This is a genomic window from Gordonia sp. DT219 (assembly GCF_049847065.1).
Lineage (GTDB): Bacteria > Actinomycetota > Actinomycetes > Mycobacteriales > Mycobacteriaceae > Gordonia.
In genome coordinates this window covers 1-15,756 of record NZ_JBNCNR010000003.1, presented here as the reverse complement: position 1 = coordinate 15,756, position 15,756 = coordinate 1, and the positions used below count along the sequence as shown (strand labels likewise).

Sequence of the window (15,756 nt, the reverse complement as noted above, 5' to 3'; positions counted from 1 at the left end):
GCTCAGGCCGTGCCACCCAGGATCACGGCGGCGGCCATTCTCGAACCTTGTGGCAATGCCACGTTGTCCTCGGATTGCCGGAGCCCGGAGACGGCCACCGCGGCGAAGCGCGTTGCGGCCCTGGCCCGGTGCTCCTGCGGGAGGGTGGCAAGGCCGCGACCGGCCAACAAGATCAGCACGACGTCATCGATCACGAAATCGTGTCGTAGGCCCCCCATGGCCTGCGCGCGGGCGGTCAGCGCCGTGAGCTTGCGAATCATCGAGACACGATGTGCCGCAATCGCGTTCATCTCCGCGGTCGACGACGTGAACGCGTCGACGAATCCCTGATTCTGGGCATTGAGGACGATGAGCCGTTCGATGACGCCGCAGAACCCACGCCACGGGTCTTCGTGGGCACAACCGTCGTCGACGATCTGTCGGCAGGTGCGGAGTTCGTCGGCAAAGGCTTCGTCGATCAGGATCTGCTTCGTCGGGAACCGTCGGTAGAGGGTTGCCGGGCCGACCGCGGCGCGGCGCGCGATCTGTCGCATCGTGACCTGCAGGCCGCTCTCGGTGAACAGTGTCCGTGCGGCTGCCAGGATCTGATCGCGATTGTCCCGGGCGTCGGTGCGCAACATCTGAGGCGATCGAACCGGCATACTTCTCACTTCCGATAAGTGGACGGGTGCGTCCGCTAGCGTCGTCACCGTATCGCAGACAGCAGGAACTTCGAGGAGGCGCAGGTGCGCGCGGTGAGCATAGAACAGTTCGGGGAACCCGCCGGACTGGTGGAGACCGACATCCCCCGACCCCGAGCGGGAAACGCAGAGGTGGTCATCGAGACCGAGGCGATCGGCGTGGGTGGCGTCGACGCGGTCATCCGGCGCGGAACTCTCGCCGGATACGGCTTCGCCGAGGGGATGATCCCGGGAAGCGAGGTCGCCGGCACCGTGACCGCGGTGGGTGATGGCGTCGATACCTCCTTGATCGGACGCCGGGTCTGGGCGTTCACCGGCCTCGGCGGCGGATACGCCGAGCAGGCGCTCGCGCGAGTGAGCGAGATCGTCGAACTTCCCGACGGCCTGTCATCGATCGATGCGGTGACGTTAGGCAGCGCGGCGCCGGTCGCACACTTCGCCCTGCGCCACGCCCACTTCACCGCGGGCGAGTCGGTGCTCGTGCGTGGTGCGGCCGGCAGCATCGGCATCGCCGCCGTCGAGATGGCTGCGGCCGGTGGCGCCGACGTGGTTGCAGTCACGACCTCGTCGGCGGATCGTGGCGCGCGCCTGCGGGCGCTCGGCGCGACGCATGTACTCGATCGCACTGGCCACGGGGACTCTGCGGCGCCGGAGTCATACGACGTGATCATCGACATCGCCGGCGGTGCTGACCTACCGGACTTCCTTGACCGGCTCGCGTCCAATGGCCGGTTCGTACTGGTCGGAGTCGTTGCCGGGGCGCCGCCGGCCGACTTCGGAATGCGACTGATGGGCGCATTCCAGCGGTCTCGGTCGTTTGCGACCTTCAGTCTGGACACGGTGCCCGTGGCCGCGCGCGACGCCGTGCGCGCGCAATGGTTTGCCGGGGCGTCGCGCGGCGAACTGCACTCGGTGGTGCACGCGGTCATGCCGTTGGCCGACGCTGCCGAGGCCCATCGGCAGATGGACGACGGTGTTGTGTTCGGCCGGATAGTGCTCGTCCCGTAGCGTCCCATCGGGTGGACCGCCGGCCCGATGGACAGTGGAGCCCGGCGGTTGCGAGGGCCGACCGCGGAACCGCCCATGAATCAATTTGCATCATCGTGCATAATGTTTGCATGACGACGATCAAGGTGGCGGTCGCTGGTGCCAGCGGCTATGCGGGCGGTGAGATCCTGCGTCTTCTCTGCGGTCACCCCCGACTGCGTTCGGGTGAGCTGGAGATCGGCGCGTTGACCGCGGGCGGCAACGCCGGGAGCACACTCGGCTCCCAGCATTCGCATTTGCTGCCGCTGGCCGATCGGGTTCTCGAGGAGACGACCACCGAGGTCCTCGCGGGACACGACGTGGTGTTCCTCGGACTACCGCACGGTACCTCGGCCGCAATCGCCGACGCCCTGCCGCCGACCACTCTGATCATCGATTGCGGGGCCGACTTCCGGCTTCGTGACAGTGCTGACTGGAACGCATATTACGGCGGCGACCACGCCGGCACGTGGCCATACGGACTGCCCGAACTGCCCGGCAACCGGGAGGTGCTCGCGGGCGCGAGCCGGATCGCGGTGCCCGGCTGCTATCCCACCATCTCGATCCTCTCCTTACTGCCTGCGCTGGCCGCCGGCCTCGTCGAGCCCGCGGTCACCGTGGTCGCGGTCAGTGGCACCTCAGGGGCGGGACGCTCGCCCAAGGTCGACCTGCTCGCCTCCGAGGTGATCGGTTCGGCTCGCGCATACGGCGTCGGCGGTACCCATCGCCACACCCCGGAGATCGCCCAGGCGCTCTCGGAGGCGGCCGATCTGCCGGTGAGTGTCTCGTTCACACCCGTTCTCGTCCCGATGTCGCGTGGCATTCTTGCCACCTGCACCGCGCGGACCACCGCCACTGTCGACGAGGTCCGTGCCGTCTACGAGAAGGCATATGGCGACGAACATTTCGTGCATGTGCTGCCGGCCGGATCGTTGCCGACGACCGGTTCGGTGATCGGCTCGAACGCCGTCCAGATCGCGGTGACCGTCGACGAGCGCGCCGGCACGCTGGTGGCTGTCGGTGCCGTCGACAACCTGACCAAGGGCACCGGCGGGGCCGCCGTGCAATCGATGAACCTTGCGTTGGGCTGGGATGAGGCAGAGGGATTGAGCACCGTGGGGATCGCGCCGTGACGGCATCGGATGATCGGGTCGACACGGACGGCCGGACCGACACCGAGGACCGGATCGTCGGGGGCGCGCCGCTGGGCGCGCCGCGGCTGGTGCGTGAGCAGGGTGTGACCGCGCCGCTCGGTTTCCGCGCGGCGGGAATCGCGGCCGGTATCAAGGTTGCTGGCAAAGAAGATCTCGCGCTGGTGTTCAACGAGGGTCCCGACCACGCCGCGGCGGGGGTGTTCACCCGTAATCAGGTCAAGGCTGCGCCGGTGCTGTGGTCACAGCAGGTGCTGACCACCGGTCGGCTGCGTGCGGTGATCCTCAACTCCGGCGGTGCGAATGCCTGCACCGGGCCGGGCGGATTTCAGGACACCCATGCCACAGCGGAGGCGGTCGCCGACGCGCTGAGCAACTGGGGCACCGAGACCGGGGCGGTGGAGGTCGCGGTCTGTTCCACGGGCCTCATCGGCGATCGGTTGCCGATGAACAAGGTCCTCGCCGGAGTGACCGAGATCGTCCACGATATGGGCGGCGGACTGTCTGGCGGCACCGATGCGGCCTACGCGATCATGACCACCGATACGGTGCCCAAACAGGTTGCGCTGCACCATCCGCAGGGATGGAATGTCGGCGGCATGGCGAAGGGCGCCGGAATGCTGGCGCCGTCGCTGGCCACCATGTTGTGTGTGCTGACGACCGATGCCCGGGCCACCGCCGAGCAGCTCGATGCGGCGTTGCGGCGGGCCACCGCGCTGACCTTCGATCGCCTCGACGTCGACGGGGCGACCTCGACGAACGACACTGTGCTGCTGCTCAGCTCGGGCGCCAGCCAGATCCCGGTCGAGCAAGCCGATCTCGATGCCGCCGTCCTGGCCGTCTGCGACGAACTGGCGGCCCAGTTGATGGCCGACGCCGAGGGCGTCACCAAACGTATCATCATCACCGTGGCCGGCGCGCGCACCGAGGACGACGCGATCACGATCGCCCGCACGGTCGCGCGTGACTCGCTGGTCAAGACCGCACTTTTCGGGTCCGATCCCAATTGGGGCCGCGTTCTCGCCGCCGTGGGGATTGCGCCGGTCACGATCGATCCCGACCGGATCTCGGTGTCGTTCAACGGTAATGCGGTGTGCGTCGACGGTGCGGGTGCACCCGGTGCACGGGAGGTGGACCTGTCGGGCGCCGACATCGAGGTGCGCATCGATCTCGGACTGGGCTCGGCATCCGGGTCGATCCGGACCACCGACCTCTCGCACGGTTACGTCGAAGAGAATTCGGCGTATTCCTCATGAGCACCGGAGCATTCCCCGACGGTCACGAGATCGCTGTCGACACCGCCGCATCGGCGGACGTGGACAAGGCGGCCGTACTCGCCGACGCGCTGCCTGCGATGCAGGCGCTCGCCGGCGCGACCGTCGTGGTCAAGTACGGCGGCAACGCGATGGTCGACGATGACCTGAAACGCGCGTTCGCCGCGGACATGGTGTTCCTTCGTGCCTGCGGGATGCACCCGATCGTGGTGCACGGCGGCGGGCCGCAGATCTCGGCAATGCTCGCGAGGCTGGGGTTGTCGGGAGAGTTCCGCGGCGGTTTCCGGGTCACCACTCCGGAAGTGATGGATGTCGTCCGGATGGTGCTGTTCGGGCAGGTCGGCCGAGAGCTGGTGGGGTTGATCAACACTCATGGTCCGTACGCGGTGGGCCTGACCGGTGAGGACGCCCATCTGTTCACCGCGGTCCGCCGTTCGGTCCTGGTCGACGGCGTGGCCACCGACGTCGGTCTGGTCGGCGACATCTCCTCGGTGAATGCCTCGGCGGTTCTCGATCTTGTTGCCGCCGGGCGGATTCCGGTGATCTCCACGATCGCCCCCGACCGTGATGGCGTGGTGCACAACATCAACGCCGACACCGCCGCCGGCGCGCTGGCCGAGGCCTTGGGTGCCGCGCGACTGGTGATGCTCACCGATGTCGAAGGTCTCTACACCGACTGGCCCGACCGGGCCTCGATGGTGTCGGAGATCGATACCGAACGGCTCGCAGAACTGTTGCCGCGCTTGGATTCCGGCATGGTTCCGAAGATGGAGGCCTGCCTGCGGGCGGTGACCGGTGGGGTGCGCCGGGCGCATGTCATCGACGGCCGGGTATCCCACGCGGTGCTGGCCGAACTGTTGACGTCGAGTTCGGCCGGAACGACCGTGGTGCCATACCGAACCGGCGCCGACTCCGATACCCGCACACCGACTCCCGACCCGAAAGTCACGACCTCATGACCGCACCCTGGCAGCAGCGGTGGTCCACCGCGCTGATGAACAACTATGGCACCCCGGCGCTGACACTCGAACGTGGCGACGGGGCCTACGTGTGGGACGCCGACGGGAAGCGCTACCTCGATCTGCTCGGCGGAATCGCCGTCAACGCGCTCGGCCACGCCCATCCGGCAATCATCGATGCCGTCTCCACCCAGCTGGCCACCCTCGGCCACGTGTCGAACCTCTACATCAACGAGCGCGTCGTCGAGCTCGCCGAGCAGCTCCTTGGCCGGTTCGGCCATCCGGGCCGGGTCTTCTTCTGCAATTCGGGAACCGAGGCCAACGAGGCCGCGTTCAAGCTTGCACGACGGACCGGACGGCCACAGATCATTGCTGCGGACAAAGCCTTTCACGGCCGCACGATGGGTGCACTCGCGATGACCGGACAGCCGGGCAAGCGCGAGCCCTTCGCGCCGATGCCGCCGGGCGTCGAGTTCGTGCCCTTCGGCGATGCCGCCGCCCTCGATACGGCGGTCGACGAACACACCGCGGCAGTCATCCTCGAACCGATCCTCGGTGAGTCAGGTGTCGTCGTGCCGCCCGCCGACTATCTGGCACACGCCCGGCGGATCACCGCCGAGCGTGGGGCCCTGCTGATCCTCGACGAGGTGCAGACCGGGATCGCGCGCACCGGAACGTTCTTCGCCCACCAGGCCGGCGGGGTGGTACCGGACGTGATGACCCTGGCCAAGGGCCTCGGCGGCGGCCTGCCCATCGGCGCGTGCATCGCGACCGGCGATGCGGCAGACCTCTTCACGCCCGGACAGCACGGAACCACCTTCGGCGGCAACCCGGTCAGTGCCGCGGCAGCACTGGCAGTCCTGCGGGTCATCGACGACGAGGGACTCGTCGAACACGTTGCGGCGGTGGGTAAATCGATAGCCGCAGGCATCGAGGACCTCGACCACCCGCTGATCTCGCATGTCCGCGGATCCGGCCTGCTACTCGGGATCGTGCTGAACCGGGCAGCGGCCGCCCACGTCGAAGCCGCCGCCCGCGCAGACGGCTTCCTCATCAATGCGCCGGCGCCCGATGTGCTGCGCCTCGCGCCCGCGCTGATCCTCACCGAGGAACAGGGCCGGGAATTCGTCGCCGCACTACCGGCGATCCTCGATGCCGCCACAGACGCCGCGCACGCCGAGACCGAAGCGAAGGGACGCCCATGACACGCCATTTCTTGCGCGACGACGACCTGACCGCCGACGAGCAGGCACAAGTGCTCGCACTCGCCGCCGACGTCAAGCGCAACCCGTTCGCGTATCGCCCGCTGGAGGGCCCGCGGGGCGTCGGGGTGATCTTCGACAAGAACTCCACGCGCACCCGGTTCTCCTTCGAGATGGGAATCGCCCAACTCGGCGGCCACGCCGTGGTCGTCGACGGACGCACCACCCAGCTCGGCCGCGACGAATCCCTACCCGACACCGGCCGGGTGCTCTCGCGCTTCGTCGACGCGGTGGTGTGGCGCACCTTCGCCCAGGAACGGCTCGAGCAAATGGCGTCCACCGCCACGATTCCCGTCGTCAACGCCCTCTCCGACAGCTTTCACCCGTGTCAGATACTCGCCGACCTGCAGACGATCATCGAACGCAAGGGCGCCACCGCCGGACTGCGGATGACCTACCTCGGCGACGGTGCGAACAACATGGCGCATTCGCTGGCGCTCGGCGGAGTCACCGCCGGGATGCACGTGACGATCAGCGCCCCCGATGGCTTCGCGCCCGACGCCCAGGTCATCGCCGACACCGAGAAGCGTGCAACGCTGACCGGTGGGTCGATTCGGCTGGTCGCCGACCCGGTCCGCGCCGCGACCGATGCCGACGTGCTGGTCACCGACACCTGGGTGTCGATGGGACAGGAGGACGACGGCAGGGATCGAAAGGCGCCGTTTCGGCCGTATCAGATCAACGCCGGGCTCCTCTCCCACGCCGCTCCCGGGGCGGTCGTGTTGCACTGCCTGCCGGCCCACCGCGGCGACGAGATCACCGACGAGGTCATCGACGGGCCGGCGAGTGCGGTCTTCGACGAGGCCGAGAACCGGCTGCACGCGCAGAAGGCCTTGCTGATCTGGTTGCTGGAGCATCGATGACCGCATCGAGCAGATCCGAGCAGCCCGAGCCGCGGCTGGCCGCCACGCGTGCCGGCCGGCACGCGCTGATCGTCGAGGTCCTGGCCAAACGGCAGGTGCGCAGCCAATCCGAGCTGCAGCATCTGCTCGCCGCACGCGGTATCGACGCCACACAGGCGACCATCTCGCGTGACCTCGACGAACTCGGTGCGGTGAAGCTGCGTGCCGCCGACGGTGGCGTCGGCGTGTACATGGTTCCCGAGGACGGTTCGCCGGTTCGTGGGGTGTTCGGCGGTACCGATCGGCTCGCGCGGTTGGTCTCCGAACTATTGGTCTCCACCGACAGCAGCGGAAACCTGGCCGTCCTGCGCACGCCGCCGGGTGCGGCGCACTATCTTGCCAGCGCCATCGACCGGGCGAGCCTGCCCGACGTGGTCGGCACCATCGCCGGTGATGACACGATCTTCGTGTGCGCGCGTGATCCGATCGACGGTGCCGAGATGGCTCGACGAATCGAGGGTCTCGTGTGACCGGGCCGCGTCGTTCCGTCCGGTACACGCAGACCCGACAGCCCCGACCCGACCACCCCCGACCCGACCACCCCCGACCCGACCACCCCAAGACCCGGCAGACCTGACCGACCATCGGCGGATCTGATACCCCGGGTTGATCGGGAGAACCGTTCATCGGACCCCCGATCACCCCAGCCAACCGCGCATCCCATGATGGATGTGCACACACGAAACAGGAGTTCATAAACACATGGCCGATCGCGTCGTACTCGCATACTCGGGCGGACTGGATACTTCGGTCGCCATCAGCTGGATCGGCCGGGAAACCGGCAATGAGGTCGTGGCGGTCGCGGTCGACCTGGGCCAAGGTGGCGAGGACATGGAGGTCGTGCGTCAGCGCGCTCTCGACTGCGGTGCGGTGGAGGCCGTACTCGTCGACGCGCGTGACGAATTCGCCGACGACTACTGCCTGCCCGCCATCACCGCCAATGCCCTCTACATGGATCGTTACCCGCTGGTGTCGGCCGTGTCGCGGCCGCTGATCGCCAAACATCTGGTGACCGCTGCTCGGGACCATGGCGGCACCGTCGTCGCCCATGGCTGCACCGGCAAGGGCAATGATCAGGTGCGCTTCGAGGTCGGATTCGCCTCGCTGGCACCCGATCTCAAGGTCATCGCACCGGTCCGCGACTACGCCTGGACGCGCGAGAAGGCGATCGCCTTCGCCGAGGAGAACGCGATCCCGATCAACGTGACCAAGCGCTCGCCGTTCTCGATCGACCAGAACGTCTGGGGCCGCGCAGTGGAGACCGGGTTCCTCGAGGACCTGTGGAATGCACCCACCAAGGACGTGTACTCCTACACCGAGGACCCGACGCTCAACTGGCAGTCGCCCGACGAGGTCATCATCAGTTTCGACAAGGGCCGGCCCATCGCGATCGACGGCAAGCCGGTGAGCGTGCTCGAGGCCATCGAGGAACTCAACCGGCGGGCCGGTGCGCAGGGCGTCGGCCGGCTCGACGTCGTCGAGGACCGGCTGGTGGGCATCAAGAGCCGTGAGGTGTACGAGGCCCCAGGCGCGATGGTGCTGATCACCGCCCATGCCGAGCTCGAACACGTCACCCTGGAGCGGGAATTGGGTCGCTACAAGCGGCACACCGACCAGAAGTGGGCCGAGCTGGTCTACGACGGCCTGTGGTTCTCGCCGCTCAAGCGGTCCCTGGACGCTTTTGTCGACTCCACCCAGGAGCACGTCACCGGTGACATCCGGCTGACCTTGCACGGCGGTCACATCTCCGTCAACGGCCGACGCAGCCCGGAGTCGCTCTACGACTTCAACCTCGCCACCTATGACGAGGGCGACAGCTTCGATCAGTCCAACGCCCGCGGCTTCGTGGAACTGCACGGCCTCTCCTCGAAGATCGCCGCGCAACGGGACCTGCTCGGGTGAGTGAGCAGGCCGGTCACATGAAAGACGGGGCCACCAACGAGGGTTCGCTGTGGGGTGGGCGATTCGCCGACGGCCCGGCCGCGGCGATGGCCGCGCTGAGCAAGTCCACCCACTTCGACTGGGTGTTGGCGCCCTTCGATATTCGCGCGTCGAAGGCGCATGCCCGGGTTCTCGGCGCGGCGGGATTGCTCGGTGACGACGACCTGGTGGTGATGCTCGACGGGCTCGATCGACTCGCCGCTGACGTCGCCGATGGCACCTTCGGTCCGGCGCCGTCGGACGAGGACGTACACGGAGCGCTCGAACGCGGCCTGATCGAACGGGTCGGACCCGAGCTGGGCGGCCGCCTGCGGGCGGGTCGTTCACGCAACGACCAGGTCGCCACGCTGTTCCGGATGTGGGTGCGCGAGGCGATGGCACGGGTGTCGCTCGGGCTGCTCGACGTCGTGGACGCACTCGTCAGCCAGGCCGTGGCGCACCCGGATGCGGTGATGCCGGGTAAGACGCACCTGCAGGCGGCTCAGCCGGTGCTCCTGGCGCACCATCTGCTGGCGCATGCGCAGCCGCTGCTGCGTGATGTCGACCGCCTCGGAGACGCGGATCGTCGGACCGCGGTGTCGCCGTACGGTTCCGGCGCGCTGGCCGGTTCATCTCTCGGGCTCGATCCAGGTGCGATCGCGGCAGATCTCGGGTTCGACGGGCCGGCGGAGAATTCGATCGATGCCACGGCCGCGCGTGATTTCGCTGCGGAGGCGGCATTCGTCTTCGCCATGGCGGCGGTCGACCTGTCGCGGCTGTCTGAAGAGGTGATCATCTGGAGCACAGCGGAATTCGGCTACGTGACGTTGTCCGATGCGTGGTCGACCGGCAGTTCGATCATGCCGCAGAAGAAGAATCCGGACGTGGCCGAACTCGCCCGCGGTAAGGCAGGCCGACTCATCGGAGACCTGACCGGCTTGCTGGCGACCCTCAAGGGACAGCCCTTGGCCTACAACCGCGACCTACAGGAGGACAAGGAGCCACTGTTCGACGCGGTCGCCCAGCTGGAATTGCTGTTGCCTGCGGTCGCCGGGATGGTGGGCACCCTCGAGTTCCACGAGGACCGGATGGCCGAACTCGCGCCGGCCGGTTTCACCCTGGCCACCGACATCGCCGAGTGGCTGGTGCGTCAGGGCGTCCCGTTCCGGGTCGCCCACGAGCTGGCCGGGGCATGCGTACGGGAGGCCGAGCGCCGGGGTGTCGGACTCGCCGAGCTCGACGATGACACCTTCGCCGCGATCGACCCGGCGCTCACCCCGCGGGTGCGCGAGGTGCTCAGCGTTCGCGGATCGATCGAATCGCGTGACGCGCACGGCGGCACATCGTCCGGCCAGGTGCAGCGCCAGCTCGCGGTACTGACCGAGCAGGTCTCGCGACTTCGTGCACGCTGGCAGAACCAGCCGAGAACGCACCCGGGTTCGGGTGGTCAGTAGCAGCCGGGTCAACTGACGGTCCAGGTGAACTGACGGTCCGGGTCACCACACGGTCCGGTACAACAGCGGCTCGGGCCTCGTACGGGTGGGTAGAGTGGGTGCCCACATAGGAGGGGTGTCGATTGGGCGGAATTCCGGATCTGGGAGCGATCGTCGGCCGGGTGGTCGCCACCGCGCAGAACGGGCTCGAGGTGTTACGTCTCGGTGGACTGGAGACGGGCACGCAACCGGCTCCGTTCACGGTCGTCGAGACCGAGAAGATGTTCAGGTTGCGGCGCTATTTTCCCGACGACGCGTCCGCCGGCCCCAACGTGGTGCTCATCCCGCCGATGATGGTGTCGGCGAACGTCTACGACGTGACCGAACACAATGGCGCGGTCTCGATACTGCACCAGCACGGGATCGTGCCGTGGGTCATCGATTTCGGCTCGCCGGACACCGCCGAGGGCGGCCGGGAACGCGACCTCGCCGACCACGTGCTCGCGGTGAGCCGCGCGATCGACCTGATCATCGACGCAACCGGGTCAGACGTCCACCTGGCCGGCTATTCACAGGGCGGGATGTTCGCCTACCAAACCGCCGCCTATCGGCGCAGCAAGGGCCTGGCGAGCCTGATCACCTTCGGCAGTCCAGTCGACGTGTTGGCGGGGTTGCCGCTCGGCCTGCCTGCTGGGCTGGTGGTACCCGGTGCCGAAATCCTTGCCGATCGTGTCGTCAGCCATCTGTGGGTGCCCGGATGGCTGGCGCGCCTCGGTTTTCAGATGCTCGACCCGGTCAAGACCGCGCGCAGCCGGTTCGACTTCCTCCGTCAACTCCACGACCGCGACGCGCTGTTGCCGCGCGAGGACCAACGCCGCTTCCTCGAATCCGACGGATGGGTGGCCTGGTCGGGGCCCGCGATCGCGGAATTGTTGCAGCAGTTCGTCGTCCACAATCGGATGGTCTCGGGCGGCTTTGTCATCAACGGTGAACTGGTGACCCTCGCCGAGATCACCTGTCCGATCCTCGCGTTCGTCGGAGGAGCCGACGACATCGGTCAGCCGGCCGCGGTGCGAGGTATCGTGCGTGCCGCCCCCGACGCGGAGGTCTACGAATCATGTGTGCCGGTCGGCCACTTCGGTCTCGTGGTGGGCAGTACCTCGGGAACGCATACGTGGCCGCTGACCGCGGAGTGGATCCGCTGGCAGGGCGGACTCGGTCCGCAGCCCGAAGACATCGAGCCGATGACCCTTCCGGAACCGGGCAGTGGTTCAGGGGTCAGTGTGGCCTCGCGGCTCTCCCATGGTCTGAGCGCGGTCGCCGACGCCGGCGCCGGGGTCTCCCGCGAGCTTCTGGGCCGGGCGGCATCGTTCCAGCGTTCGTCACTGGCGGTGGCTCAGGAATCGGTGCGTACCGCGCCCCGGCTGTTGCGGTTGGGGCAGATCCAGGCCGGGACCCGGATCTCGCTCGGCAAGCTCATGTCGGAGAACACCAAGCGGGGCGGGCACAAGGAGCTGTTCCTCTTCGAGAACCGCGTGCTGACCCATGAACAGGTCAACGTCCGCATCGGCAACGTCGTCGCCGGTCTGGTCTCGTGCGGTGTCCGCCCCGGTCAGCACATCGGCGTCCTGATGGACACCCGACCCAGTGCGCTGGTGGTCGTCGCGGCGTTGTCGAGGCTCGGCGCGGTCGTGGTGATGCTCTCACCGGAGGGCGACATCGACGAGATGCTTCGCCTGGCCAACTGTGCCGTCGTGGTGGCCGATCCCAAGAATTTGGAAACCGCTGCGGCACATTGTGGTCGGGTCCTCATCCTCGGTGGGGGCAGTGGCGATGCGCGAGTGATCGAACGTGCCGACGGGCACCGCATCATCGACATGGAACAGATCGATCCCGCGGCCGTCGAGATGCCCGCGTGGTATCGCGCCGATCCGGGACTGGCCGGGGACCTCGCGTTCATCCTGTTCACCCGGTCCGAACAGAAGCTCACCGTCTGGCCCATCACCAATCTTCGGTTCGCGGTGTCCGCGTTCGGCGCCGCCTCGGCGGCGGGGCTGACCGACAGGGACACCGTGTACTGCCTTCCGCCGCTGCATCACGCATCGGGCCTGCTCACCACTCTGGGCGCGACGGTTGCCGGTCGCTCCCGCATCGCGTTGTCCAACGGGGTCGAGGCCGAGACCTTCGCCGTGGAGGTACGCCGGTACGGCGTGACGGTCGTCTCCTATACGTGGACCATGATGCGCGAGATCGTCCGGTCGGGGTCGTTCCACATCGCCGAGCACAACCCCATCAGGTTGTTCATCGGCTCCGGAATGCCGGTCGGACTGTGGGAGGACGTCCAAGAGGCCTTCCCGCGGGCACGGATACTCGAGTTCTTCGCGACTGCCGACGGGTCGGCGATCCTCGCCAACGTCGCCGGGGACAAGGCCGGGTCGATGGGGCGGGAGTTGCCGGGGACGAATCATGTACAGGTCGCGGCGTACGACATCGAGAACTCGCGACTCGACGTGGCGCCCAACGGCTTCGTGCGTCGGGCCGAACCGGGCGAGGTCGGCCTCCTGCTGGCGCGCACGCGCTATCGGTTCGACATCTTCTCCACGGTGTTGCGCGATGTGTTCAACCGTGACGACCGGTGGGAGGTCTCCGGACAACTGTTCATTCGGGATGCCGACGACGATCTGTGGTTCATGGGGGCGGTCGACTCACCGGTCCTCTCCGCCGACGGAATCGTCTATCTCCTACCACTCGAACAGGCACTGTCACGGGTGGACGGCGTCGACCAGGTGGCCGCGTACGGCGTGGGCGAGCCCGGGAACCAGCTGGCGGTCGTCGCGGTGACTCTCCTGCCGACCGCGACGCGGGACTCGTTGACGGTGACCAAACTGCGGGTCGCGCTGGGCGAGTTCCCGTCCGCCGAGCGCCCGCACCTGATCAGGGTGGTCGACGACATCCCCGTGTCGAACTCGTACCGGCCACAGGTGACCGAGCTCGTGCGGGCGGGGCTGCCGAAGCCGGGCGCCAAGATCTGGTACCGAGACGAGGAAGGCCGCTATCGCAGGTATACGCGCTCCGCGGCGACCAAGGTCACCTGGGTCAGGACGGCGCCGGCGGGTGCGGCCGAAGCCGCGGCCGGCACGCGAGGGTGAAATCGCGGCACGCTACGGTGAGGCCACGCCTATCACGCCGCGATCCCAGCGGTGCGGTCATCGAGTGAAGGGAACCGTCGAGATGCCGTCGCGTGCCGAGACCATCGATCCGATCGTGCGGGAACGACTCGTCTGCCCGCAGGATCACGGCCCGCTGCTCGACGCGGGCGACGAGCTGTACAACCCCCGGCTGCGGGTGGCCTACCGGATCGACTCCGACGGGATCCCGGTGATGCTTGCGGACGAGGCGCGCGCCGTCGACCCCGACGAACACCAGAGACTGACCGGCGAATCCTGATCGGGGTTCGCGCGCCTGCGCGCCCGCCCCTCGCCGCCGGTCGGGGAGTCGGGTGGAAAGATGAACGCCGTGAGCGCTGAGACATCGCAGGTAACCGTGACCACCCCTGACATCCTCGAGGACCTCCGGTGGCGTGGGCTGATCGCGCAGTCGACCGACCTCGACGAACTGCGTGGGGCATTGGCCGATGGTCCGATCACGCTATATGCCGGATTCGACCCGACTGCTGCCAGCCTCCATGCCGGCCACCTCGTCCCGCTGTTGACACTTCGACGATTTCAGCTCGCCGGACATCGTCCCGTGGTCCTCGCGGGTGGCGCAACCGGTCTGATCGGTGATCCACGCGACGTGGGGGAGCGGACGATGAACGCCGCGGATGTCGTCGAGGGCTGGGCTGACCGGATCGGTGGACAGTTGCGTCGTTTTGTCGACATCGACGGCACCGCGAACGGTGCGGTCATGGTCAACAACCTCGACTGGACCGGACCGATGTCGGTCGTCGACTTCCTGCGTGACCTCGGCAAGCATTTTTCCGTGAACGTGATGCTCGCCCGGGAAACGGTCAAACGACGACTCGACACCGATGGGATCAGCTACGCCGAATTCAGCTACATCCTGTTGCAGTCCAACGACTATCTTCAGCTCCATCGACGCTACGGCTGCACGCTTCAGATCGGCGGATCAGACCAGTGGGGCAACATCGTAGGAGGCGTGGACCTGGTGCGTCGGGTCGATGGCAACACTGTTCATGCACTGACGGTGCCGCTGGTGACCTCGTCGGACGGCAAGAAATTCGGAAAGTCGACGGGGGGCGGAAGTCTGTGGCTGGACCCGGAGCTGACCAGTCCATACGCCTGGTACCAGTACTTCATGAACACCGCCGACGCCGACGTGGTCCGGTACCTCAAGTGGTTCACCTTCCTCGGGCGACCGCAAATCGCCGACCTCGAGCTCGCGACCGAACAGACGCCGCATCTGCGTCTGGCGCAGAAACGTCTGGCCGCGGAGATGACCACACTCATCCACGGTGCCGATCACACTGCCGCGGTCGAGCTGGCCAGCCAGGCATTGTTCGGTCGGGGGGATCTGCTCGAACTCGACGAGGCGACGCTTGCCGCCGCGTTGGGTGAGACCACGGTTGCCGAGTACCCCGCCGCCGCCGAGGGGGACGAGAATCGGCCGACCATCGTCGACCTGCTCGTCGATACGCGCTTGTCCGACAGCAACAAGGCGGCTCGGCGGGCAATCGCCGAAGGTGGCGCATATGTGAACAATGCGAAGGTCGGCGATGCCGACTGGCGGCCGTCGACCGCAGATCTGCTGCACGGGCGTTGGCTGGTCATCCGGCGCGGCAAGAAGACTTTTGCCGGCGCGCGCGTAACCGTCTGACCAGCAGATTTGACGCAATGTTCCGGCGTGTGTAACTTTCTTGTTGCACCGCAGAGAGCAACTCCCCCGGGGCCGACAGGATTCCCGGGGTAGCTCAGTGTCTTCACCTCGTGAAGTACGTATCTTTGGGTTGTAGCCGGGCGCAAAAGCCGGCCGAGCGTCAGTTTGGTCGGTGACAGTGGCTCTGGTAGCCTGGATCAGTTGCCCTTGATCGGGTAGTCTGCTCTGTTAGAACTAGCTCGCCGAAGTTCGCTCCTGTGTGGGGTGGTGTTGGTGGGTGTGTGTTCGTTGAGAACTCGATAGTGTGTTGGTG

Annotated in this window: 13 protein-coding genes; 12 read left to right on the top strand and 1 reads right to left on the bottom strand. The window is 67.3% G+C overall.

Features of this window, described 5'->3' with window-relative positions; genetic code table 11:
* Window positions 1–2: 2 nt before the first annotated feature.
* Complete coding sequence (locus tag ACPXB3_RS05715; protein ID WP_425726936.1) at window positions 3–620, bottom strand: TetR/AcrR family transcriptional regulator; 618 nt, start codon at window positions 618–620, stop codon at window positions 3–5.
* Window positions 621–734: 114 nt separating this feature from the next.
* On the opposite strand from ACPXB3_RS05715, the gene ACPXB3_RS05710 reads away from it, so the two are divergent.
* From ACPXB3_RS05710 to tyrS, 12 genes are all read left to right on the top strand, one after another.
* Window positions 735–1,688, top strand: coding sequence for a zinc-binding dehydrogenase (locus ACPXB3_RS05710; RefSeq protein WP_425726934.1), 954 nt, complete (start codon window positions 735–737; stop codon window positions 1,686–1,688).
* A gap of 110 nt (window positions 1,689–1,798) precedes the next feature.
* A complete protein-coding gene (argC, locus tag ACPXB3_RS05705; protein ID WP_425726932.1) occupies window positions 1,799–2,839 on the top strand; it encodes an N-acetyl-gamma-glutamyl-phosphate reductase in 1,041 nt (346 codons plus the stop codon).
* Complete coding sequence (gene argJ / locus ACPXB3_RS05700) at window positions 2,836–4,113, top strand: bifunctional glutamate N-acetyltransferase/amino-acid acetyltransferase ArgJ (RefSeq protein WP_425726930.1); 1,278 nt, start codon at window positions 2,836–2,838, stop codon at window positions 4,111–4,113. Before argC ends, argJ begins: the two co-directional genes overlap by 4 nt.
* A complete protein-coding gene (argB, locus tag ACPXB3_RS05695; RefSeq protein WP_425726928.1) occupies window positions 4,110–5,090 on the top strand; it encodes an acetylglutamate kinase in 981 nt (326 codons plus the stop codon). Before argJ ends, argB begins: the two co-directional genes overlap by 4 nt.
* Window positions 5,087–6,295: an acetylornithine transaminase gene (locus ACPXB3_RS05690; RefSeq protein ID WP_425706637.1), complete on the top strand. Its 1,209-nt coding sequence runs from the start codon at window positions 5,087–5,089 to the stop codon at window positions 6,293–6,295. The genes argB and ACPXB3_RS05690 overlap by 4 nt, the downstream gene beginning before the upstream one ends.
* Complete coding sequence (gene argF / locus ACPXB3_RS05685) at window positions 6,292–7,215, top strand: ornithine carbamoyltransferase (protein ID WP_425706636.1); 924 nt, start codon at window positions 6,292–6,294, stop codon at window positions 7,213–7,215. The genes ACPXB3_RS05690 and argF overlap by 4 nt, the downstream gene beginning before the upstream one ends.
* Window positions 7,212–7,724 (top strand): arginine repressor, encoded by a 513-nt coding sequence (locus ACPXB3_RS05680; RefSeq protein ID WP_425706635.1) that lies wholly within the window; start codon window positions 7,212–7,214, stop codon window positions 7,722–7,724. The genes argF and ACPXB3_RS05680 overlap by 4 nt, the downstream gene beginning before the upstream one ends.
* Before the next feature lie 232 nt (window positions 7,725–7,956).
* Window positions 7,957–9,156, top strand: a complete 1,200-nt coding sequence (locus ACPXB3_RS05675; RefSeq protein WP_425706634.1) for an argininosuccinate synthase — start codon at window positions 7,957–7,959, stop codon at window positions 9,154–9,156.
* Window positions 9,157–9,173: 17 nt separating this feature from the next.
* Window positions 9,174–10,628, top strand: coding sequence for an argininosuccinate lyase (argH, locus tag ACPXB3_RS05670; protein ID WP_425727260.1), 1,455 nt, complete (start codon window positions 9,174–9,176; stop codon window positions 10,626–10,628).
* Window positions 10,629–10,750: 122 nt separating this feature from the next.
* Window positions 10,751–13,756 (top strand): AMP-binding protein, encoded by a 3,006-nt coding sequence (locus ACPXB3_RS05665; protein ID WP_425726927.1) that lies wholly within the window; start codon window positions 10,751–10,753, stop codon window positions 13,754–13,756.
* An 82-nt stretch (window positions 13,757–13,838) separates the two neighbouring features.
* Complete coding sequence (locus ACPXB3_RS05660; RefSeq protein WP_425706675.1) at window positions 13,839–14,054, top strand: Trm112 family protein; 216 nt, start codon at window positions 13,839–13,841, stop codon at window positions 14,052–14,054.
* Between the two features lie 60 nt (window positions 14,055–14,114).
* A complete protein-coding gene (gene tyrS, locus ACPXB3_RS05655) occupies window positions 14,115–15,443 on the top strand; it encodes a tyrosine--tRNA ligase (protein ID WP_425726926.1) in 1,329 nt (442 codons plus the stop codon).
* Window positions 15,444–15,756: the final 313 nt, after the last annotated feature.

Excerpts from the sequence above, each read along its gene's own strand:
- ACPXB3_RS05715 (WP_425726936.1), bottom strand. The coding sequence starts at position 620 with ATGTTGCGCACCGACGCCCGGGACAATCGCGATCAGATCCTGGCAGCC.
- argC (WP_425726932.1), top strand. The coding sequence starts at position 1,799 with ATGACGACGATCAAGGTGGCGGTCGCTGGTGCCAGCGGCTATGCGGGC.
- argB (WP_425726928.1), top strand. The coding sequence starts at position 4,110 with ATGAGCACCGGAGCATTCCCCGACGGTCACGAGATCGCTGTCGACACC.
- ACPXB3_RS05690 (WP_425706637.1), top strand. The coding sequence starts at position 5,087 with ATGACCGCACCCTGGCAGCAGCGGTGGTCCACCGCGCTGATGAACAAC.
- argF (WP_425706636.1), top strand. The coding sequence starts at position 6,292 with ATGACACGCCATTTCTTGCGCGACGACGACCTGACCGCCGACGAGCAG.
- ACPXB3_RS05680 (WP_425706635.1), top strand. The coding sequence starts at position 7,212 with ATGACCGCATCGAGCAGATCCGAGCAGCCCGAGCCGCGGCTGGCCGCC.
- ACPXB3_RS05675 (WP_425706634.1), top strand. The coding sequence starts at position 7,957 with ATGGCCGATCGCGTCGTACTCGCATACTCGGGCGGACTGGATACTTCG.
- argH (WP_425727260.1), top strand. The coding sequence starts at position 9,174 with ATGAAAGACGGGGCCACCAACGAGGGTTCGCTGTGGGGTGGGCGATTC.
- ACPXB3_RS05660 (WP_425706675.1), top strand. The coding sequence starts at position 13,839 with ATGCCGTCGCGTGCCGAGACCATCGATCCGATCGTGCGGGAACGACTC.
- tyrS (WP_425726926.1), top strand. The coding sequence starts at position 14,115 with ATGAACGCCGTGAGCGCTGAGACATCGCAGGTAACCGTGACCACCCCT.